Source organism: Microcoleus sp. CAWBG27, from assembly GCF_020883145.1.
Taxonomy (GTDB): domain Bacteria; phylum Cyanobacteriota; class Cyanobacteriia; order Cyanobacteriales; family Microcoleaceae; genus Microcoleus.
Genome location: NZ_JAHREU010000085.1, coordinates 5,558 through 26,039, shown reverse-complemented (window position 1 = coordinate 26,039; position 20,482 = coordinate 5,558). Strand labels below are relative to the sequence as shown.

The 20,482-nt window shown below is 44.1% G+C and carries 18 protein-coding genes and 1 pseudogene; 12 read left to right on the top strand and 7 right to left on the bottom strand.

All coding sequences use genetic code 11. The features are described from left to right. The first annotated feature begins 388 nt into the window (after window positions 1-388). The 5 genes from groES to QZ938_RS29620 all read left to right on the top strand — a co-directional run bounded on the left by groES (window position 389) and on the right by QZ938_RS29620 (window position 7,032). A complete protein-coding gene (groES, locus tag QZ938_RS29640) occupies window positions 389-700 on the top strand; it encodes a co-chaperone GroES (RefSeq protein ID WP_194008182.1) in 312 nt (103 codons plus the stop codon). A gap of 136 nt (window positions 701-836) precedes the next feature. Beyond that, window positions 837-2,477: a chaperonin GroEL gene (gene groL, locus QZ938_RS29635; protein ID WP_293355271.1), complete on the top strand. Its 1,641-nt coding sequence runs from the start codon at window positions 837-839 to the stop codon at window positions 2,475-2,477. Between the two features lie 117 nt (window positions 2,478-2,594). Next, window positions 2,595-3,596: an ATP-binding protein gene (locus QZ938_RS29630; RefSeq protein WP_293355268.1), complete on the top strand. Its 1,002-nt coding sequence runs from the start codon at window positions 2,595-2,597 to the stop codon at window positions 3,594-3,596. A 28-nt stretch (window positions 3,597-3,624) separates the two neighbouring features. Next, on the top strand, window positions 3,625-6,231 hold the full coding sequence (locus QZ938_RS29625) for a S8 family peptidase (RefSeq protein WP_293355265.1): 2,607 nt from the start codon (window positions 3,625-3,627) through the stop codon (window positions 6,229-6,231). Window positions 6,232-6,372: 141 nt separating this feature from the next. Then, window positions 6,373-7,032 carry a glutathione S-transferase family protein gene (locus QZ938_RS29620; RefSeq protein ID WP_293355262.1) on the top strand — a complete coding sequence of 220 codons (660 nt, stop codon included), beginning with the start codon at window positions 6,373-6,375 and terminating at the stop codon, window positions 7,030-7,032. A gap of 165 nt (window positions 7,033-7,197) precedes the next feature. On the opposite strand, the gene QZ938_RS29615 is transcribed toward QZ938_RS29620, so the two are convergent. Beyond that, window positions 7,198-7,836, bottom strand: a complete 639-nt coding sequence (locus QZ938_RS29615; RefSeq protein WP_293355259.1) for a GNAT family N-acetyltransferase — start codon at window positions 7,834-7,836, stop codon at window positions 7,198-7,200. A gap of 1,653 nt (window positions 7,837-9,489) precedes the next feature. Between QZ938_RS29615 and QZ938_RS29610 the strand changes: the two genes are divergently transcribed. Beyond that, window positions 9,490-13,008 carry a response regulator gene (locus tag QZ938_RS29610; RefSeq protein WP_293355256.1) on the top strand — a complete coding sequence of 1,173 codons (3,519 nt, stop codon included), beginning with the start codon at window positions 9,490-9,492 and terminating at the stop codon, window positions 13,006-13,008. Window positions 13,009-13,209: 201 nt separating this feature from the next. Here the strand turns inward: QZ938_RS29610 and QZ938_RS29605 are convergent, their stop codons facing one another. Then, window positions 13,210-13,362 (bottom strand): hypothetical protein, encoded by a 153-nt coding sequence (locus QZ938_RS29605; RefSeq protein WP_293355253.1) that lies wholly within the window; start codon window positions 13,360-13,362, stop codon window positions 13,210-13,212. Window positions 13,363-13,513: 151 nt separating this feature from the next. Between QZ938_RS29605 and QZ938_RS29600 the strand changes: the two genes are divergently transcribed. From QZ938_RS29600 to QZ938_RS29590, 3 genes are read left to right on the top strand one after another with little or no spacing between them, the layout of a single operon-like run. After that, entirely contained in the window at window positions 13,514-13,960 is a 447-nt protein-coding gene (locus QZ938_RS29600; protein ID WP_293355250.1) for a hypothetical protein, read from the top strand. After that, on the top strand, window positions 13,957-14,475 hold the full coding sequence (locus QZ938_RS29595) for a helix-turn-helix transcriptional regulator (RefSeq protein ID WP_293355247.1): 519 nt from the start codon (window positions 13,957-13,959) through the stop codon (window positions 14,473-14,475). The genes QZ938_RS29600 and QZ938_RS29595 overlap by 4 nt, the downstream gene beginning before the upstream one ends. Window positions 14,476-14,479: 4 nt before the next feature. After that, window positions 14,480-14,638, top strand: coding sequence for a hypothetical protein (locus QZ938_RS29590; RefSeq protein WP_293355244.1), 159 nt, complete (start codon window positions 14,480-14,482; stop codon window positions 14,636-14,638). Between the two features lie 153 nt (window positions 14,639-14,791). On the opposite strand, the pseudogene QZ938_RS29585 reads toward QZ938_RS29590, so the two are convergent. Together QZ938_RS29585 and QZ938_RS29580 are read right to left on the bottom strand one after the other, a co-directional pair. Then, window positions 14,792-15,076, bottom strand: a pseudogene (locus tag QZ938_RS29585) (type II toxin-antitoxin system RelE/ParE family toxin); the annotation flags it as partial. Between the two features lie 32 nt (window positions 15,077-15,108). Then, window positions 15,109-15,375, bottom strand: a complete 267-nt coding sequence (locus QZ938_RS29580) for a hypothetical protein (RefSeq protein ID WP_293147579.1) — start codon at window positions 15,373-15,375, stop codon at window positions 15,109-15,111. Between the two features lie 27 nt (window positions 15,376-15,402). On the opposite strand from QZ938_RS29580, the gene QZ938_RS29575 reads away from it, so the two are divergent. After that, entirely contained in the window at window positions 15,403-15,534 is a 132-nt protein-coding gene (locus QZ938_RS29575) for a hypothetical protein (RefSeq protein ID WP_293147577.1), read from the top strand. A gap of 31 nt (window positions 15,535-15,565) precedes the next feature. On the opposite strand, the gene QZ938_RS29570 is transcribed toward QZ938_RS29575, so the two are convergent. The 3 genes from QZ938_RS29570 to QZ938_RS29560 form a co-directional block, all read right to left on the bottom strand. After that, the gene (locus QZ938_RS29570; RefSeq protein WP_293147575.1) at window positions 15,566-16,129 is read right to left on the bottom strand and encodes an AHH domain-containing protein; all 564 of its coding nucleotides are present in this window, start codon (window positions 16,127-16,129) and stop codon (window positions 15,566-15,568) included. Window positions 16,130-16,220: 91 nt separating this feature from the next. Continuing rightward, entirely contained in the window at window positions 16,221-16,688 is a 468-nt protein-coding gene (locus QZ938_RS29565) for a hypothetical protein (RefSeq protein WP_293147573.1), read from the bottom strand. Between the two features lie 231 nt (window positions 16,689-16,919). After that, window positions 16,920-17,471, bottom strand: coding sequence for a hypothetical protein (locus QZ938_RS29560; protein WP_293147572.1), 552 nt, complete (start codon window positions 17,469-17,471; stop codon window positions 16,920-16,922). A gap of 324 nt (window positions 17,472-17,795) precedes the next feature. Here QZ938_RS29560 and QZ938_RS29555 point away from each other — a divergent pair, with 324 nt between their 5' ends. Both QZ938_RS29555 and QZ938_RS29550 read left to right on the top strand, forming a co-directional pair. Continuing rightward, window positions 17,796-19,160, top strand: a complete 1,365-nt coding sequence (locus QZ938_RS29555; protein ID WP_293355241.1) for an NB-ARC domain-containing protein — start codon at window positions 17,796-17,798, stop codon at window positions 19,158-19,160. Between the two features lie 202 nt (window positions 19,161-19,362). Continuing rightward, window positions 19,363-20,217: a glycerol acyltransferase gene (locus QZ938_RS29550; protein ID WP_293147568.1), complete on the top strand. Its 855-nt coding sequence runs from the start codon at window positions 19,363-19,365 to the stop codon at window positions 20,215-20,217. The last annotated feature ends 265 nt before the right edge of the window (window positions 20,218-20,482 follow it).

Below are 20,482 nucleotides of genomic sequence, written 5' to 3'. Positions count from 1 at the left end.
TGACAGTTGACAGTTGACCATGGGAGAGCGACCTCTACCCTTAAGTCCGAGGATTGGAGTAATGAATAGTCTGATTTTAATTTCTCCCCCTCTCCCCCTCTCCCCCTCTCTCCCAATCTCTCCCAATCTCCCCCAATCTCCCCCTATCTCCCCTAATCTCCTCCAATCTCCCAACTGTCAACTGTCAACTGTCAACTGTCAACTGTTGAACCCTCATCCTCGGTTCGGGAACCCGTACAGACAGATAAGTTGCGATCGCCCCTTACTAAAGCTAAATTAGCACTCAGGAGTCGAGAGTGCTAATATGTCAGTGTAAGCAGTCAGCCGTTGCTTTCATCGCGACCACTGACGGCTAACTGACTAGGATCTGTAATCTGGAGATTTATTTATGGCAGCAGTATCACTGAGTGTTTCTACCGTTAAACCGCTAGGCGAGCGCGTGTTCGTGAAAGTAAGCGCTAGCGAAGAAAAAACCGCCGGCGGCATCCTTCTACCCGACACAGCTAAGGAAAAGCCCCAAGTAGGCGAAGTTGCGGCCGTGGGCCCCGGCAAGCGCAACGACGACGGCAAGCGCGTTGAAATGGAAGTCAAAGTCGGCGACAAAGTTCTCTACTCGAAGTATGCCGGTACCGACATCAAACTCGGCACTGACGAATACGTCTTGTTAGCCGAAAAAGATATTTTGGCGATCGTCAACTAATTAATCATTAGTCATCAGTCATCAGTCATCAGTCATTAGTTTAAAGCGAACGCCGCCAAACAACTAATGACACAAGACAAATGACTCGCCATCCATCCCCAATCTAAAATCTCAAACCCTCTCATCCCCAAAAACTATGGCTAAGCGCATCATCTATAACGAAAATGCACGTCGCGCCCTCGAACGCGGTATGGACATTCTCGCCGAAGCAGTCGCCGTTACCCTCGGCCCCAAAGGACGCAACGTCGTTCTCGAAAAGAAATTCGGAGCTCCTCAAATCGTCAATGACGGCGTAACCATCGCCAAAGAAATCGAACTAGAAGATCACGTCGAAAATACAGGCGTTGCTCTAATTCGTCAAGCCGCCTCCAAAACCAACGACGCAGCAGGCGACGGCACCACAACTGCTACCGTTCTTGCCCACGCAATGGTCAAAGAAGGCCTGCGGAACGTAGCTGCTGGTGCAAATGCGATCGCCCTCAAGCGCGGTGTTGACAAAGCAACCGGCTTCTTGGTAGAAAAGATTGCCGAACACGCCAAACAAGTAGAAGATTCCAAATCCATCGCTCAAGTCGGCTCCATCTCTGCTGGTAACGACGATGAAGTCGGCCAAATGATTGCCAACGCCATGGACAAAGTGGGCAAGGAAGGCGTGATTTCCCTTGAAGAAGGCAAATCTATGACCACCGAACTCGAAATCACCGAAGGGATGCGCTTCGATAAAGGCTACATTTCTCCCTACTTCGTCACCGACACCGAACGGATGGAAGCGATTCTGGAAGAACCCTTCATCTTGCTGACAGACAAGAAAATCGGCTTGGTACAAGACTTAGTACCAGTGCTCGAACAAGTAGCTCGTTCCGGCCGCCCGCTGTTGATCATTGCAGAAGACATTGAGAAGGAAGCACTAGCTACTCTCGTTGTCAACAAACTGCGCGGTGTGTTGAATGTAACTGCTGTTAAAGCACCTGGTTTTGGCGATCGACGCAAAGCCATGTTAGAAGATATCGCCGTATTGACCGGCGGTCAACTGATCACCGAAGACGCCGGTTTGAAACTGGAAAACACCAAACTGGACATGATCGGCAAAGCCCGCCGCATCACCATCACCAAAGACAGCACCACAATTGTTGCCGAAGGTAATGAAGTCGCAGTCAAATCTCGTTGCGAACAAATTCGCCGTCAAATGGACGAAACCGAATCTTCCTACGACAAAGAGAAGCTGCAAGAACGCTTGGCCAAATTGGCTGGTGGCGTAGCAGTGATCAAAGTCGGCGCTGCGACTGAAACTGAAATGAAGGATCGCAAACTGCGTTTGGAAGATGCGATCAACGCAACCAAAGCTGCTGTCGAAGAAGGCATCGTTCCTGGTGGCGGTACAACTTTGGCTCACCTAACTCCTCAATTGGAAGAGTGGGCTAACAGCACCCTCAAGGGCGAAGAATTGACCGGTGCATTGATTGTGGCCCGTGCTTTGGCTGCTCCTCTGAAGCGGATTGCTGAAAATGCTGGTTTGAATGGCGCTGTCATCGCTGAGCGCGTCAAAGAGAAGCCATTCAACGTTGGTTTCAACGCAGCGACAAATGAGTTTGTCGATATGTTTGAAGCTGGTATCGTTGACCCTGCGAAGGTAACTCGTTCTGCTCTGCAAAATGCTGCATCTATTGCCGGCATGGTGCTGACAACCGAGTGTATCGTCGTTGACAAGCCTGAACCGAAGGACGGCGCTGCTGCTGGCGCTGGCGGCGGCATGGGCGGCGGCGACTTCGATTATTAATCGATAGTCTTTAAAGTAGGTGAGGGCGGTAGCGCCCCCACCTACTTTATTTTATTTAATTAGTTGATTAATAAATCAAGTTATAATGGTGTTCTCTCTAGTACACTGAGAGGCGCTATGAAAGCAGAAGTTCTCAAAAGATTATTTAGGGCGATCGCCAGTGCCGACACTGAGGCGATCGACAAATTGACATACCTAGTTATTCAGGAAGAACGCCAGAAGGGACACACGTTACTAGCCGACCAATTAGAGAATATTGCCAAAAAGAGCCCGAAAGAGAAATCGACCTCTAACGGCAAAACAGCTTCGCCAGTAACAGAAAGCCGACAAGCTCTAAGCGAACTGCCGACGAGCAAGCGATTAAATCTTCCTTTAGTGACTGTCATAGGAAGGGAAAAACTGCGGCATCACATGGTGCTTCCTGAAGTTATTGAAAAACGTTTCCAGCGAATTGAGCGTGAGTATGCAGCAAGAGATAGGCTTGCTCATCACGGACTCCGCTACAGACAAAAAATTCTTCTGTACGGTTTCCCCGGCTGCGGTAAGACACTCGGAGCAGAGCGTTTAGCTTGGAATACAGGTTTACCACTTCTCAAAGTTCGATTTGACGCAATGGTATCATCTTTTTTAGGCGAAACAGCGAGTAATTTAAGGCTTGTTTTTGAAGAAGCATCAAAAAATCCATGTTTGTTGTTTCTTGATGAATGCGACTCAATTGCTAAATCTAGAGAAGACCATCAGGAAGTAGGAGAAATTAAGCGAGTGGTAAATACATTTCTTCAGATTTTGGATGAATATGAACCAACATCTGGTCTGATTGTAGCAGCTACAAACCTCACGAAATCTCTTGATACTGCATTGTGGAGAAGATTTGATGATTTGATAGAAGTACCAAAGCCAGGAGAAAAAGAGTTAGAATTTATCCTAAAAGAAACACTATCTGCTATGGAAGTAGGCTCTATTAACTGGCCTGTGCTGATCGATCAGATGAGAGATTTTTCTGCTGCTCAAGCTGTGAGGGTGGCACAAGATGCTGCTAAACGGGCAATTCTTGAGCGAGAGGAGCTAGTGATTCACGAACACTTGGAAGAAGCGATTAAAGAAATCAAGGTTACATAAACTTATTTTTTGGTATCAGGAGAACTCAATGGTTGAACGTTCTGATGGATTTCCGCATATTCAGCTCAGGTTTGCAAAAGAAGGAACTGCTGCAACCCCACCAGGAGGAGGCAGGAAGAAAGATCCTCAAACACTCGCCAATTTTGGTGACAGAGGGGGACACGGTAGTAGGCTAAATAGTTCTGTGTCATCCATAACTGCTAATTGGAAAGATACTCAAGAAAAACGAGAAGAGGAAGAGCAACCTGAGCTTCCTAAATCTAGACGTATTATCTTAAAAATAGATCCAAATCTTTTCGATCCAGAGAGTCTTAAATCCTATGGAATTGAGCTAATTGCAGAGTTAGAAGATGGATATATTATTGGTGCATCAGCAGATTTAGAACTTAGCGAACTACAAAATAAAATAGGAAAATTTATTAGGGGAGAAGGACGCAGTGGAAAAGTTGCAGAAATCTGGGATTTGATTGAAGGAAATCAACCAGAATACATTCTTTCGCCAGAATTAATAGAACATTGGGATCTAGTTAAAGATGACCAGATATACACAGTTGATGTAGGTATTGCTTGTTTAGGTATTAAATCTAAGCTGTCTGATTGTCCAAAAAGAGAAAAAGATGAAACTCCAGAACATTTTCAAGAAAGAATTAATCGCTGGATTGACAAACGTGACCTGACCTATGAAAAATGGGATGAGATAAAGTCCGAGAGAGAAAATGAGTTCACAGAATTTATTGAAAATTATCATGGAAAAATATTAAATATAGTTGATGGAAGTATTCCTCAATCAGCTAAATTACCCGATAGTTTTTCCTGTAGAATTCAAATTTCAGGTAAAGGATTAAAAGATTTAGTTCTTAACTTTCCTTATATCTTTGATGTCAGCGAAACAGATAAGTTTGCTGAAATTCTTCAGCAGGAAGGTTTATCGAATGTTGACGCTCCCCCTTTTGAATTACAACCGCCCGAATCAAATGCTCCTAAAGTATGTATTATAGATAGTGGTATTCAGGAAAGACATCCTCTTTTAAGAGCAGTAATTGATTCACCAAATTCACGTTCTTGGGTTCCTGGAGAAACTAACCAAACTGCTGACTATGTTAGCGATGGCGGACATGGAACCAGGGTAGCTGGCGCAGTCATTTACCCTATAACTATACCTCGTAGTGGAAATAAACAAGCTGTTTGCTGGATTCAAAATGCGAGAATTCTTGATGCTAAATGTCAACTACCTACGCAGCTATTTCCACCTAATTTACTGGGTGATATTGTTGAGTTTTATCACAGTCAAACAAAAACACGAATTTTTAACCATTCTATCACTGGGTCTGTTCCATGTCGTACCCAATATATGAGTGCTTGGGCGGCAGGGATTGATAATTTGACATGGGAAAAGGATATCCTGTTTATTGTAGCATCCGGCAATCTACCATCAAATGGAAAAATCGGCTTCACAAGATTATCTGTCCAAGACCATCTTGTAGCAAATCGGTCATGTCCAGATTATCTTTTAGAAGATTCTTGTAGAATTGCTAACCCTGCACAAAGTTTTCAAGCCTTAACTGTTGGCTCAATTTCTATAGCTTCTTATCATGTACTACCCTATTCTTCAATATCACAAAAGGATAAACCCTCAGCTTTTTCATGCTCTGGGTTAGGAATTTGGGATACAATTAAACCAGAAGTAGTTGAATATGGCGGCGACTTAGTAAAAGATGAATCAATACCACCTAAGATTATTTCAGGTAAAGAAGTTTGCCAAAAAGTTTGCCCTGAATTAGTACGATCGACTTTGAATGGTGGGCCAGGAGTTGCTGCTGACAATATTGGAACGTCATTTGCTACGCCAAAAGTCAGCCATATTGCAGCGCGTCTTGCTGCTGAGTTACCTGATGAAAGTTGCCTTTTATACCGTGCGCTGATAGTCCAATCAGCCAGATGGCCAGAGTGGACAATGGCAGATAATATAGAAAAACTCCACGTCATTCGTCAAATTGGTTATGGAATTCCAAATATCGATCGCGCTTTAGGCAATTCTCCCAATCGCATCACTTTGATTACCAGAGGGAATCGTCCTATCAAGGCAAAAGAAGCTCATGTTTACCAAGTCAAATTGCCAGAAGGATTGCGTAGTCAGGGAGAAGAATATGAGATTCTGGTAGAAGTGACTCTATCTTACAAAGCACAACCGCGTCGAACTCGTAGAAATCGTAGAAAATATCTTTCAACTTGGCTGGATTGGGATTGTAGTAAAAAGGGAGAAAATCCAGAAAAGTTTCTGGCTAGGATTTTGAAAGAGTATGATGCTTCAGAAAATACTGAAAAGGGAGAGACAGTTTTTCAGTGGACTATTGGCAAAAGAGCGAAAAACTATGGAAAAATTGATGGTGTTTCTAGAAGCGCGGGAACTGTTCAAAAGGATTGGACTGTTGTCAAGTCATTTGAACTCAGAGAAGCATTCTGTATTGCAGTAGTTGGACATGAAGGTTGGAACAACGATCCTGATGCTGAAGCACCCTATTCTCTAGTTATTAGCTTTGAAGCATTAGCATCGAATATTCCCATTTACACTACATTTGTAGAGGCTCAAGTTGCAGTAGAAGTAGAGCAGCAGGTGGAAATTAACTCAATATGATGTAGCTAAAGTAGATAAATGTGGATTTGCCATGACAATTCCATATCGTGTAAAATTGACTAAAATCTAAATACGTTGAGCCACTAGATCGGCAACTCAACCCCCAAAACCTCACTCTCTCAACAACCAGACACAAAATTTATGAAACTTTACCATACTCCCATTTCCACCAACTCCAGCCGCGTGTGGGTCGCCCTTTTAGAAAAAAACCTCGATTTTGAATTAGTAGAAATCCACTTGGACGGCGATCACTTGGAACCTGAATTTGTGGCAATGAATCCTTTTCATCGCGTCCCTGTTTTGGTCGATGGTGACTTCACCGTCTTTGAGTCTCTGGCAATTCTTGACTATCTAGAAGCGAAGTATCCCGAACCGGCCATGCTGCCGAAAGATCCGAAAGATTTGGCAATTGTGAAAATGGTAGAATTGGTCACAGTTAACGAACTTGGGCCGGCACTTTACCCCCTCAGTAGTGAAAGAATGGGCTGGGGAATTCCTGAAGCGCAGGTAATCGAAAAGGCTAAGGAAAAAGTCGATACTGTGCTGACATTCTTTGAAGGTTTGTTGGACGATCGCCCTTTTTTCGGTAGCACCAGTGTAACATATGCCGAGTGCGTTGCCGGTACTGTTGTTCCTTTGCTATCTTGGGTGGGTGTATCCATAGACGGATATCCCAAAATTCAAGCTTGGTGCGATCGACTAATGTCTCGTCCCTCATGGCAAAAAACCCGATTCACCGAGGCAGATTTGGCAGTTTACGCCTCTCGGAGACAAAAATTTCTCGAACAATCTCAAGCCTGATGAACAAATTCATTATCAAGGAATCGCTATTTGTTGAGGCTCAAGTTCAACTAGAAGTGAAGCAGCAGGTAGAAATTGGGTAGTGCTGCTTTCTTCAATGATGCAATTGATACAACCCTTTCTCCATAACGATTGAGCGTGTGAAAAGCAGGCGCTGATGCACCACTACCCATACTTAGTTGATGAGAGGGAAATCTCCTTGCGTAAAAATAGCCGGCGCGGCTGGCCGAACAGCCAATAAGTCCAATGCCAATCCACCTGTTGCAAGCGGTAGCCTGCTTGATAGTACAATTGTCGCGCCCCGTGATTATTTTCCAAAACGTGGAGGTAAATCTCCGAAAATCCCCATTCTCGGGCTGTATTCTCGCAGTTGTCGAGCAGTTGTTGAGCAATTCCCTGCCGCCGATATTCCGGGTGAACTGCTAAATTCGACAGGTAAGGATAGTCGGAATTCGGTATTTGCCAAGGGAATCGAGAACGCAGAGCCATTTCTATTGTTCCTGCTATAGACTGAGTTTGGTGCGATCGATAATTCTGCATTCCTGATTCCCGCGAGACTAGCTCAGCAACGAGACAAATGTAGTGCTCTGCCTTAGAACGCAGTCGATTTTTTAAATCTTCGTAAATGCCTAAACGCAACACTGGATACACCCATTCTACAAACCCCTCGCGGGAGTGAAAGCTCATGGCCAAAATATCCGCTAGTTGCGTCAAGTCATTCGATGCAGCAACCCGGATCGAAAAGCCAGAAAGTCCGGGAGTTTGTTGTTGGTGAGAAGCTGAGGAAAAAAAGGAAGGATTCACAATTCGAGGTCACTATATTAATTTTTCTACGCGGGTTACAGATCTGCCCATCTGAGAAATTTCACTTCTGGTGATAATGTAATATCACTTTAAAAAAAAGAATGTAACTTTATACTAACTCCCAATCATGATATTCGTCATTTAATATCTTAAATTTAATATCTTAAATTTAAGACGTTCAATTGTATGACTTATACTCAGAATTTATGAATGCGATTCAATCACATTCTTTTTGTAATTTACTCTAACTATAGCCTTTCTCAAAAAGATGAGGTATAACTGACAGCTTATATAACCCTTAAACCAAGAGGGCCCAAGCCCAACAACGTACCTCATCTTTCTGATAACCGCTATATTATCTGATGTAAATTGGAAGTATTCAGTATTTTAGACTAGATTTATTTCCAATAAAAACCCATCCCTTATACTAGATTTGTGGGTAGCGGGAAAGTTATTAAAAACAATCAAAAAGGTTTTAACGTCTGGTTCCCGGAAGCGTACCGCTCTCTGCTTGCGGAAATACCCGATCGAATATAATTTATCCGTTTAGCCGTAATTGACAATATCAACTATCTACTAGACTAATAGCGGGCGCGATCGCAAGTCGGATGTTGGCTGCCTGTCCCAGAACCCGACAACCCAGCTTTCAGCAGTGCTGGGCAATCAGCAAGCCCGTCCCCTCGCGAACAGGCCTTACCTGTTGCGCCGGAGGGCTAGATATTGTCCAGCGATATTGTGCTGCGATACTGTGCTGCGGGCGATCGAGAGCTTCAAAACTTCGATCGAGCGGCTCGATCGGTTTCCACAGAGTACATCCCTAGCTAAGATTAACAGATGGATGCTCGAGATAGCGGTGTTTCGCCGCAGTAATTGCCTTGGGCGTTGGTCTGGACGAGGCATAAAAAATGCCGCGCTCTGCCCAAAAAGTGCCAGTCTCACTAAAATGGTACAGCAATTGCGTCACTCGCACTTCCCCGCCTGTGTTGTCTGTCTGTCCCCCCCCCGAATATCAGTCAGGGACACAGGGGCCGGAGAGGAAAGCCATATCCTTGGCAGAATGTGAAAGTTGCTGTCACCTAGGCAGCAAAAACACAGGGGAAGATGTTGGTTGTCTCTTGTATTCTGCTACAGACAGTTTTTACACACCAAATAAAACAGGAAGATGAGCGATAATAGCACATAAAGAAAGGCAAATCCACTCACAATCGGGACGATTATTCCTATGTATTATGAGATATCCAGAGGGCAGTTAAAAGTTGCGGATTCCTATTTTCACGCTCAACATAGAGGTGAGGGGTTAAGAACACTTCCCGCAAGACGAGATTCTTGTGAATATCATTAAATAATAAAATTGGGGTGCACTACAGGCAACTGTGGCGATCGAAGAATTCGGAATTGAAAACCCATAAATTAAAAATCAAGGTTGATTCTTGCCTCGACCCACTCACAACAACTTCAGATTCACGAATTTGTGTGACACCAGTTTCAAAAAATAATGCAACTGCAGGCAAACTCCAAACTCTTATGCCATAAGTCATCCCAATCGAAAATCACAAATCGTAAATGGTATGACTCGTGCAATTGAAACCTGCGAATTCTTTTTTTCAACAGACTTATTAAATCGAACTGCCCCGGGGCACAGGAGAACGGTGCATGAATTCCCAATCAAATCCTAAGCTCAAACTTCTAATCGTCGATGACGAACCGGATAACCTCGACTTGCTTTACCGCACATTCCATCGAGACTATAAAGTGCTCAGAGCCGAATCTGGCCCCGCTGCCCTCGAAATTTTGGCAAAAGAGGGAGAGGTTGCTGTGATTATTTCCGATCAGCGAATGCCAAAAATGAGCGGTACAGAGTTTCTCAGCCTGACTGCGGCTCAATACCCCGATGTGATCCGAATTATTTTAACTGGCTATACGGATGTTGAAGATTTAGTTGAAGCTATTAATGCTGGCAAAGTATTCAAATTCGTTACCAAGCCTTGGGATGCTGAAGAACTCAGAGCTCTTGTCAGTCAAGCTGTTGATACTCACAATGTCCTGAAAGCCCGCACTAATGAACTCCGCAGGGCTCTCTCGCAAGAATCGCTGCTTTATGCCGTTACCAATACTATTCGATCGGCTCCCAATTACCAGCAAATGCTGCAAAGAATTGTGGAAACTGTCGGGCAGATGTTTGAGGTGAGTTGCTGTTTGCTGCGCCCCTTCCAAGACGGCCGGGTGGCTGATGAGTGGTTCGTTTACCAGAAGGCGGAAACTAAAGGGTTGCGGGGCGATTCTGAAGCTAGACGAGATGCTTCGACGGCCAGACTTTCGCCGGATTTGCTGCCGGATTTGGTTTGGGAAACTCTGGATGTGGAGGTGATTCAAGATGCTCAAACTGACGATCGAGTTTTAAGCTGGGACAATGAGCAGCGATTGCAGGCTTACCAAGCTGCGAATATTCGATCGAGCTTAATCGTACCGCTGTTTTACCAAATGGAACTGATGGCAGTCTTGGCGCTGCACCAGTTCGATCGACCGCGCCAGTGGGAAGACCACGAGGTACAGTTAGTAATTACGGTGGCAGATCAAGCGGCTTTGGCCCTTTCTCAGGCCAGGGCTTACGAACAGGTGCGGGCGCTGGCAAAGCGCGAGACCTTAGTCAATACTATTACTACGGCAATTCGATCGAGCCTTGACCCCCAAAATATTTTTGCAGCCATTACTCAACAACTCGGCCAAGCTTTGCAAGTTGACGGCTGCGCCCTATCTTTGTGGACAGAAGATGATGAGTATGTCCAGTGCGTTGGCCTCTACGACACAAATAGGGATACCGTGGCTGTCAAACAGGGTTTTAGCAATTCAGAGGTAGTTGCGAATCCTCCAAGCCCTCAAACTGCTGCTGAGAGTGCTGCTGCGAACCCTCCCGGCTGGGTTTTTGCCCATCCTTCCCTGCCGCAGTCTTTGGTGCCGATTCGCGGCAATCCGGTGTTGCTGCAAGTTATGGTATCAAAAGAGCCGGTGGCGATTGAAGACCTCAACGAACGCCCCGATTTAAATGTTACAGAACTGCAAGTGCGATCGCCAGCCAGGGCTCTGTTAGTCGTTCCCTTAATCTCCGAAGGCAAAATCATCGGCAGCATTTCCCTGCGCCAAAATTGCAGCACCCGCCGCTGGAACCTCTCAGACATTGACTTGGCTCAAATAGTTGCAACTCAAGCTGCTTTGGCGGTGCAGCAGTCGCGCCTCTACCAGACTACCAGACAGCAGGCAGAACGGCTTTTGGAAGCCGATCGGCTCAAAACCGAATTTTTCCAAAATATCTCCCACGAATTCCGCACCCCTCTCACCCTAACTATCGGCCCTCTAGAATCAGCTTGCGGCCGCAAAGAAGACTTACCCTACGAACAAGCCGTCATCGCCTTGCGTAATTCCCGCCGCCTCCTGCGCTTGGTAAATCAACTGCTGGACTTGCAGCGCCTAGATGCAGGACGGATGCAGCCGAGTTTTCGCCCGTGCGATTTAGTCGGTTTCTGTTACTCTACCGCAGAGTCTTTCCGCGCCTACTGCGACAAAAAAGGACTGCACTTAATTACCCAACTGCAAGACTGTCCTTTACTTTATTTGGATATTGAAAGATTTGACAAAGTTATTTACAACCTGCTATCAAATGCTGTTAAATTCACCCCAGAAGGGGGAACAATCACCCTCACAGTTGAACCAGCGGGCGCTCACTGTTTGTTGCAAGTAAAAGACACCGGCATCGGCATTCGCACCGAACAAATTCCCTATTTATTCGAGCGCTTTCACCAAGCCGAAGGTTCTGCGAGCCGTTCCTACGAAGGCAGCGGTTTAGGTTTGGCACTTGTCAAAGAATTAGTCGAACTCCACGGCGGTCAAATTTCCGTCGATTCTGTTTACGGCGAAGGTACTACTTTTAGTATTTGGCTGCACTTCGGTTCGACTCATTTGCCCCCAGAACGGGTACTGGAAATCCCCGCCGAGTTTCACGCATCCAAAGCTGCGGTGGAACTGGCAGATGTGGAGGCTGACTTGTCAGAAGATGAAGCAGAAAATCATAACTTTGAGGCTCTAGAACCGATAAATTCTGAAACAGTAGCTGGCACGGTTTTGGTGGTTGACGACAATCCCGATTTGCGCTTTTATGTGTCGGAAATTCTGCGAGAGTCAGGCTTTGCAGTTTTGCTCGCCCGCAACGGACAAGAGGGATTTGACGTGGCAAAAAACCGCCGTCCCGATCTAATTCTCACAGATTTGATGATGCCTGTAATTTCCGGTTTGGATTTGATTCGGATGATTCGACAGGATGAAGAATTGCGGGGAACTCCGGCAATTTTGCTAACTGCTAAAGCCGATGCAGATACTCGGATTGAAGGAGTAGAACGGGGTGCCGATGCTTATTTGTCGAAGCCTTTTAACGATCGCGAATTGTTGGCAGAAGTGCGGAATTTAATCGCCCTCAAGCAAAACGAGCGCCGGGTGCAGCAGTTGAACAGTTATTTAACAGAGTCGGTGCTGCGCCGATTTTTGCCGCCGTCGATGGTGAAAGCTGCTGCGGCGGGAGATTTAGCCTTGGATTTGCGCCCGGAACCGCGATTGATTACTATTTTGTTTAGCGATATTGTCGGTTTTACTCAAATGGCAAATACGCTGCGCTCGCGCCGGGTAGCTGAGCTGTTGAATGAATATTTGGCGGAAATGACTAAGGCTATTTTTGATAGTGGCGGTACGGTGGACAAGTTTGTGGGAGATGCGGTAATGGCTCTTTTTGGCGCGCCGGAGGAACTAACGCCAAACGAGCAAGTACGCCGCGCTATAGCTGCTGCGGGGCAAATGCTGCGAGCTCTGAAGCAACTTAACGAGCGCTGGTTGGAGCAGGGAATTGTGGGGGAAAATGGGGTGCCTCCGGTGCGGTTTCGCTGCGGTATTCACCAGGGTACTGCGGTTGTGGGGATGTTTGGCGGCCCAGATCGATCGGATTATACTGCGATCGGGCCGAGCGTGAATATTGCCGCCCGTTTGCAAGAGGTGGCGGAACCAAACTCTGTGCTGATTTCGGCGGCGGTTGCAGATTATGTTGAGGAGAATCGAATTGTTAAATATAAGCCGCTGCAACTCAAGGGAATTGATGAAACTGTGTTGACTTTTATGCTGAATTGTGATTAGTTATTGGTTGTTTGTTATTGGTTGTTTGTTATTGGTTATTGGTTATTGGTCATTGGTCATTGGTCATTGGTCATTGGTCATTGGTCATTGGTCATTGGTCATTGGTCATTAGTCATTAGTTGTTTATTTGGTATTATAGATAGCAGGTATTTGGTCGCTAGAAGCTGCGAATACTCTCCTGGTTGCTGAGCGAGGAAGCCTCTATGATGACTGTTTGTCAGGGGTGCGATCGATTTCTTGAATCGCGAGTTCTTGGATGGTCATCGCGGCATCTGGTGGAGGATTGATACTTAGAGTATAACGAGTCTCGATCGCTATGAGTAGGGAATTGGCGATCGCAACTCCTAGCATCATCGCAGTGTTTGGTATTTGGTGTCAGGGGCGATCGGGCAATCTCTTCCTCTACACCTATAGCGAGTCTGTCGTCTGGATAGTGGTGAGTTATAATGATAACTATGGTAAGATCAAGAGACGAATCGTTAATGTGTGAAATGAGTGTGAGCAAGTGATTCCAGAATTCGATGAAAACGGCAATCTACCACCGGGAGTTCATTTCTGTGAATGGGAGGAGTTTGAGGAGAGATTTGGTACGAATTTTAAAAGAGAGAACCTGATACGGGGTTTGAGACTGGCAATGACCCAGTTAAAAGAAGCGGGTGCTAGAACTATCTATATTAATGGTAGTTTTGTTACCATAGAACCAAACCCTAATGACTTTGATGCTTGTTACGATCGCGAAACTCTAGATAGGGAGTATTTGAGAATGAATGCTCCTAGATTGTTCAATCATTCCGATCGAAATGCCCAAAAAGCTAAGTATAGAGGGGAGATTTTTCCCTCCGACGAACCTGTAGGCAATTACGGTCAAAATTCCTTTGAATTTTTTCAACTTGACAGAGACAAAAATAAGAAAGGAATTATAGCGATAGATTTAATGAGGTGGGAACCATGATCGAAAATGAATTACAGTATGAAGTCAGCAAAGAATGGGTAGAAAAGTTCAACAAAACTATAGCAGCAATGGAGCGAGATGAAGAAGCAAAAAGAAAGGACTTTCCCAGATGGGAATCCGGTCGAAGTGTCATACAATGCCATTTGGATCAATTACATGAAGAAATAACTGAATATGAAAGATTGATGGCGTGGGACAAGAGCAAGCCGATCGAAATTGTAGTTGAGAATTTCAATAAACTGTCGGATGCTTTAATTAAAGCTCGAATGGCAGCTAAAATGAGTGAGGAAGAACTAGCGGAAACTTTGGATATTGACCCAGAACGCATCAAGGAATACGAGAAAAAAAATTATCAAAGCGCGACTTTGACGGAAATTCTTGATATTAGCTTGGCTTTGGGTTTGGAGTTTAAAACGGCGGTAATGCAGGTAGATTTTGAGGAAATAGAGTTTACCAAGCAAACAGTAGCAGAACGGCGCAAACGAAAAAGGGAGAAGGCAAGTAAAACAGCCTAAAGATTTGGATGATTTGGTCAAGAAAACTGCTGAATATGTCGGGTTGGTTGGCGGTGAATTAGATAAGGGCGATCGCTCTTTCATTTTAGGCGATCGCGCATCTGAAACAACAAAGGGCGATCGCACTCCGCGCAATCATGGCAGTGTTTGGTATTTGGTGTGAAGGGCGATCGCTCTTTCATTTTAGGCGATCGGTCATCTGAAACAACAAAGGGCGATCGCTCTTTTTTAACTCAAGCATTGCAACTCGTAAAATCATCGCAGTATTTGGTATTTGATTTGAAGTGCAAGATTTTTTATTGACTATTTGATACGACTACTCTGGTGGATCGATATCTAAAGGCGCTTGACGGCGGTGGCGAATGTGTAATATCGCGACGGTATCCTCCTCCACCACAAACAGAATCCTATAGTTTCTTCCTTTTCCAACCCACAGTTGTCGAATTTCCCTACCAATAATGGCAGCTTCGGGTGCGACTGAGCAACGGTAAGGAAACTGTTGTAGAGATGCGATCGCGTCTTGAAGCTCGTAATACCAATGATTTGCAGCATTAGCACTCAAATAATTGTACATCCAACGATAGGCAGTTTCAATGTCAGCAAAGGCGGGTGGTTAAATTAGGACTTGATAACTCATAGACGGGGAGGTATGTTGAACTGCTGCTGTAGGGCTGTCATAGCTCGATCTACTGGTATTCCTTCACCTCGATCGAAGCTTTCAAGTCCTTTGCGAATGCCGATGATTGCTTCGAGGTAATCGATGCGATCTAGCAGTTGTTCGTAGGTATTGAGTTGGGGGTGTAGAGGCGATTTGAGCGATCGCACCAAGCTGAGAAGATCCGCCAGCACTTCGTCAGGGGTGCTATCGATTTCTTGGATCAGGAGTTCTTTGATAGTCATCGTGGCATCTGGTGGAGGATTGATACTTTGATTATAACGAGTGTCGATCGATATTTTATTTTAGGCGATCGGTCATCTGAAAGAAGAAAGGGCGATCGCGTGGGGGTGAGAAACTGGCTTTCTGAACAAAATCTTGGCTGGGATGCTTTAGTTATATGAGAAACCCGGTTTCTTGAAAAAGGGGCAATTTTTAATTAGACTTAGGCTTTTTTTTGAACATATTAAAAAGTGCTTCACTATACCAATCTCTTATAGAAAGTTCTTCCTGTACCAAATCTTCTAAATCATCTCTAATAGCAGCTATAAGCGATAGTACAGTTCGCTCAACTTCGCAAGGATTATTATGAAATTTATAGTCAACAAGATGATTCCATTCATCTCGAAGGCGCTCAACTATCATTTCAGAATAACCTGATTTCTTTCCATGAAATGACTTATGAATTTTTTTAGGCAATGGAATTATATTTTCTGCCCCATTCATATTTATATTTGTTATTTTCACTGCCTGTTTTATCAGTTCCGATTTATCCCAAAGATGCACTGGAATAATATGATGGTCTATGAGTTCTGTAGTTTGAGGCGTTTCTCCTCGTTCGAGAGCTTTAGCTATTTCTGGATCTATTTTCTCAGATATATGCAAATGCGAGATCAACATAACAAGGTCTAATGGTGAACTAAGTTGCTCTCTCTTTACAATTTTACCTGTTTTAGCATCTTTGATAAGAAACTCTTGTGCATATTGATCGTACATCATCGAATACTCACCAGGCTGAATATTGTACCTGTTATGAAAGACGGAGCCTGGTGTAACCACCTGATTTGTCCACTGTCCCATTCCCATGAGATTACCCTAATTCACCACTAAGTAGTTTCAAAAGCAACAGAAAAAGTATTTCAAGTTCGTTTATATCCAAATTATCTCTCACAACTTGAGAGCGCAGTTTTGAGCGATCTAAACCTTTGATTTTGCGGATAACTCTTTTCTCTTCAGGTTCTAGCTTATTGCCATTTTCAAGTTCTTCAAACTGTTTGTTAAACTGATTAATAAGGTCTTCAACCGTAGCATTCTCTAACTTGTTTCGGAACTGATTTGGATCGAATTCAGGTTGCTTCTTATCCCAAGGAGCAGGGATAGGATTACGACCATCACCTAACCAAAGGTCAAGAAGCCAAAATATTACTCCAACTGAAAACATTGAGATCCAGAACCACCATTTGATGATTTTTCCAAGAACTTCAAAGACCTTACCTGATATTTGCAGGAACTTTTCGCTGAAATCTTTTGCTTTTTCTGGCTTTCGATTCTCGGTCATCTTACCTCCTAAGTTTGTGGCTTAAGTGAAAACTAAAAGTGGATCAATATTTGTAAGTGGAACTGAAAGTTAGCATGGGGCGTGTTCCCGAAGGGTGTTATAGGCGATCGCTATTCGTATAATCTTTACATTAGAATAGTAGAAATGGATAAGATTGTGAGTGGAAAAAGAGGTTGGGTTTCCTTGCTTCAACCCAACCAATAAGTAAGGGCGATCGCACTACGAATTTTGCTAACGTATTGCGGGATCGTTATGAACCAGGAAAGTTGTTTCCCAATTGTTGTTGTGAGGAACTACTCGAACCATAACAGGAGATCCACGGAAAGGATTTTGACAATATGTCTGCTGATTATGTTGAGGCGATCCAATAATACATTTTTGCTGGAGTGTGTTTAATCGCTTTCCATCATCTTTGAATTCTACTTCTCCACCAACACTAACAACCTGTGTTTCTATTTTAGCAGTTACTTTTCCAGAAAATGATGCCCCTTGAATCTCTTGAGCAGTGTACCAGAAAACATCAGCCCCACTTCCACCTTTATATTCAACAGCGAGAGCATTACCGTATGTCCATGTCACCGACGGGAAATAACAAGTGACACGTTCTCGATTACGTCCGCTTCGACAAGTTCCCTCTTGAGGGCTATCAATTATTCCAGGAGCTCTTGATGACGCAGAGATAGAGATAGCCGAAGTAGTCACTATCAATCCTGCGATTAGTAATGAACGCATTGAAAAGGTGAAAAACCGCCATACTCGATTTTTTTGATATGCTGTTTTCATTTGCTGGTTCCTTTTTTGACGGATAACTATTTTTTCTATTCTTAGTGGAAATCAATTTTGAAAGCTAATCCTTAATTAGACAGCCACTGCGTTAGAATACACCATTAAATTGGATAGAACTGCAACTAATCAATCCTTACGGTGACGCTTTATACTTCTCCTATAATCCCTATAAATCAAAGCTTTGTCTAGCCCAAAAATGTTCAACTTTGTTCCCAGTCTGCCTCCAGCGATCCTTAATTTAATTTAAATTTGTATCAAAATGTATTAAAATGTAGTAAAATTCGAGCTATAATACAAGCCAACTAATAGTTGCTGAGCCAAATGAACCTAAAAGAAGCGTTAAAACTAGCAGACAAAATAGTCTTCGAGAAAACTGGTGCACACCTAGACGACGTACAGGAAGCGGTACTAAAAGGCACTGTAGAACGTGAAACATACAAGCACATAGCCAAAGATTTTGACTGTTCAGCCAGTAGTGTGAGGAAAGTAGGCTCAGAATTATGGCAGATACTTTCAGAAGAGTTAGAAGAAAAAGTCAGTAAAACGAATTTTAGAGCAGCTATGCAGAGGTTACAAAACTCGAATCTTTTAAACTTTGCACAAAACGTGACACAAAATGTGACAGGTAGTTTCAACATTTGTGGAGAAGCTAGACACCCGCCAAACATACCAAACTCACACCCACCAAATCAACAAACATCGCATCAAGATTTAAGCGAGATGCCGGAATTAGGTGCTTTCTTCGATCGCACTTCCGAACTCCAAACCCTCACAACCTCGATTCTACAACAAAACAGTCGCCTCATAACCATCATCGGCGGACTCGGCACCGGCAAAACATCCCTAGCAGTACAACTCGTACAACAAATAAAAGACGAATTTGAATACGTCATTTGGTGCAATCTCGACACATCACCCACCCTGGGTGAATTTGAGGCCAACTTAATCCAGTTTTTCTCGCAGTCAGACAAGCAAGATTCACCCACAACCAACCAGAAAGCATTACCCCTAATTAAATATTTACAAAAACATCGGTGTTTAGTAGTCTTAGATGACATTCACAATTTGTTCAGCAGCGGCGAATTAGCAGGAAAATATCAACCAGAATACGAAGAATATCGCTCTTTATTCAAAAAAATCGAAACATTTTCTCATCAAAGTTGCTTCCTGCTAATCGGTTGGGAACCACCCAAAGAAGTTCCTCAACTCACCAGCGAAAATACTCCCATTCGTATTTTACAACTCACAGGCTTAGACACTGCGGCCGCGCGGGAAATACTGCGAGATAAAGGATTAACAGAAATCGAGAACTGCGAAACACTCATTCATCGCTACCAAGGCAATCCGTTATGGTTAAAAAGCGTTGCGACTCTGATTCAAGACTTGGGAATTGGCGCGAATGAGTTATTGTTAAATGATACCATTTTGTTGCCGGAAGATTTGAAAGATTTTTTACAGCAGCAGTTTAGTCGCCTATCCGAACTAGAAAAACAAGTCCTCTCTTTGTTTTGTCGGGAAAGTGAACCAGTCAATTTGACAAAATTACTAGAATATGGCACTATGCGATCGCCAGATTTGCTCAATGCGCTGCAATCTTTATCGCGGCGTTGCTTCATTGACAAAACAGGAAGTTTTTATACTTTGCCACCTGTCTTGAGGCAGTATGTCCAAGAATTTATGATTTAACTGTTAAAAATCGCCTAATATGGTGTTGACTTTTCTCGGTCTTTTGCTGTACTATGAGAATGTATATAGAATAATGGAAATAGTGAGTTTTTTATTTTTAAGTCTCCAATTCCCATTATAAATAAAGTATATGTCAATTTCCAAGAATTTGCAATACTAAAACAATACTTTTTTGCCGCCGATCGCACTTAAGCACCAATCAATGAAATATTCTGCATCCAGCCCCAGAAACAACAGCCAAACATCTCGCTTTGACGGATTATCTTTGGACGATCGCAATCCCGACTTCATAAAACTAATGCTGCCGCTCTGGGAATGGCTGTACCGCTACTATTTTCGCGTCCAAAGCGACGGGTGGCACCACGTCCCCGCACGCGGAAAAATGCTGATTGTCGGCTCTCACAACGGGGGAATCGCCGCTCCTGATATGTTTATGTTCCTATACGAATGGTTCCACAGGTACGGTACGGAACGCTTGGCCTACGGATTGATGCACCCGACGGTTTGGGACGTTTCTGCTGATATTGCTGGTATGGCGGTGCAGTGCGGTGCAATCAAAGCACATCCGAAAATGGCGATCGCAGCTTTGCGAAAAAATGCCCCGGTTCTGGTGTATCCTGGTGGCGCCGAAGATACTTTTCGTCCCTATCACTTGCGTAATAAAATCTACTTTGCCGGACGTAAGGGATTTATTAAGTTAGCATTGCGAGAAGAAGTGCCAATTGTACCAATTATATCGCACGGTGCCCACGATACTTTAATAGTTTTGGCAGATTTGTACGAAGAAGTTAAGCAATTGCATGAATTGGGGATGCCGTGGTTGTTGGGCATCGATCCGGTAGTATTTCCGGTGTATTTGGGATTGCCTTGGGGGCTGAGTATTGGGCCTTTGCCAAATCTGCCTTTTCCCGTGCAAATTCGGACTCGCGTGTGCGAACCGATTGTGTTTGAGAGGTACGGTAAGGAAGCTGCGGGCGATCGCGATTATGTTGATGCTTGTTTCGATCGAGTTACCACCGAAATGCAACGGGAATTAGATTGTTTGGTTGGAAATTGAGAATTGCCTAAAGTATAAATACACAGGTTTGTAGTAAGGACTTCAGTCCTTTGTCTGAGGGATTTTTATCAGTAAGTTTGTAGTTAAAAGTTCGGTCTCGTCGAGTTTTATGAGGACTGAAGTCCTCACTACGAACCTGGTTTGTAGTAAGGACTTCAGTCCTTTGTCTGAGGGATTTTTATCAGTAAGTTTGTAGTTAAAAGTTCGGTCTCGTCGAGTTTTATGAGGACTGAAGTCCTCACTACGAACCTGGTTTGTAGTAAGG

What these genes read in the sequence shown, in the direction of transcription:
- groES (WP_194008182.1), top strand. Translation starts at nt 389, where the DNA reads ATGGCAGCAGTATCACTGAGTGTTTCTACCGTTAAACCGCTAGGCGAG.
- groL (WP_293355271.1), top strand. Translation starts at nt 837, where the DNA reads ATGGCTAAGCGCATCATCTATAACGAAAATGCACGTCGCGCCCTCGAA.
- QZ938_RS29630 (WP_293355268.1), top strand. Translation starts at nt 2,595, where the DNA reads ATGAAAGCAGAAGTTCTCAAAAGATTATTTAGGGCGATCGCCAGTGCC.
- QZ938_RS29625 (WP_293355265.1), top strand. Translation starts at nt 3,625, where the DNA reads ATGGTTGAACGTTCTGATGGATTTCCGCATATTCAGCTCAGGTTTGCA.
- QZ938_RS29620 (WP_293355262.1), top strand. Translation starts at nt 6,373, where the DNA reads ATGAAACTTTACCATACTCCCATTTCCACCAACTCCAGCCGCGTGTGG.
- QZ938_RS29610 (WP_293355256.1), top strand. Translation starts at nt 9,490, where the DNA reads ATGAATTCCCAATCAAATCCTAAGCTCAAACTTCTAATCGTCGATGAC.
- QZ938_RS29605 (WP_293355253.1), bottom strand. Translation starts at nt 13,362, where the DNA reads ATGATGCTAGGAGTTGCGATCGCCAATTCCCTACTCATAGCGATCGAG.
- QZ938_RS29595 (WP_293355247.1), top strand. Translation starts at nt 13,957, where the DNA reads ATGATCGAAAATGAATTACAGTATGAAGTCAGCAAAGAATGGGTAGAA.
- QZ938_RS29580 (WP_293147579.1), bottom strand. Translation starts at nt 15,375, where the DNA reads ATGACTATCAAAGAACTCCTGATCCAAGAAATCGATAGCACCCCTGAC.
- QZ938_RS29570 (WP_293147575.1), bottom strand. Translation starts at nt 16,129, where the DNA reads ATGATGTACGATCAATATGCACAAGAGTTTCTTATCAAAGATGCTAAA.
- QZ938_RS29565 (WP_293147573.1), bottom strand. Translation starts at nt 16,688, where the DNA reads ATGACCGAGAATCGAAAGCCAGAAAAAGCAAAAGATTTCAGCGAAAAG.
- QZ938_RS29560 (WP_293147572.1), bottom strand. Translation starts at nt 17,471, where the DNA reads ATGAAAACAGCATATCAAAAAAATCGAGTATGGCGGTTTTTCACCTTT.
- QZ938_RS29555 (WP_293355241.1), top strand. Translation starts at nt 17,796, where the DNA reads ATGAACCTAAAAGAAGCGTTAAAACTAGCAGACAAAATAGTCTTCGAG.
- QZ938_RS29550 (WP_293147568.1), top strand. Translation starts at nt 19,363, where the DNA reads ATGAAATATTCTGCATCCAGCCCCAGAAACAACAGCCAAACATCTCGC.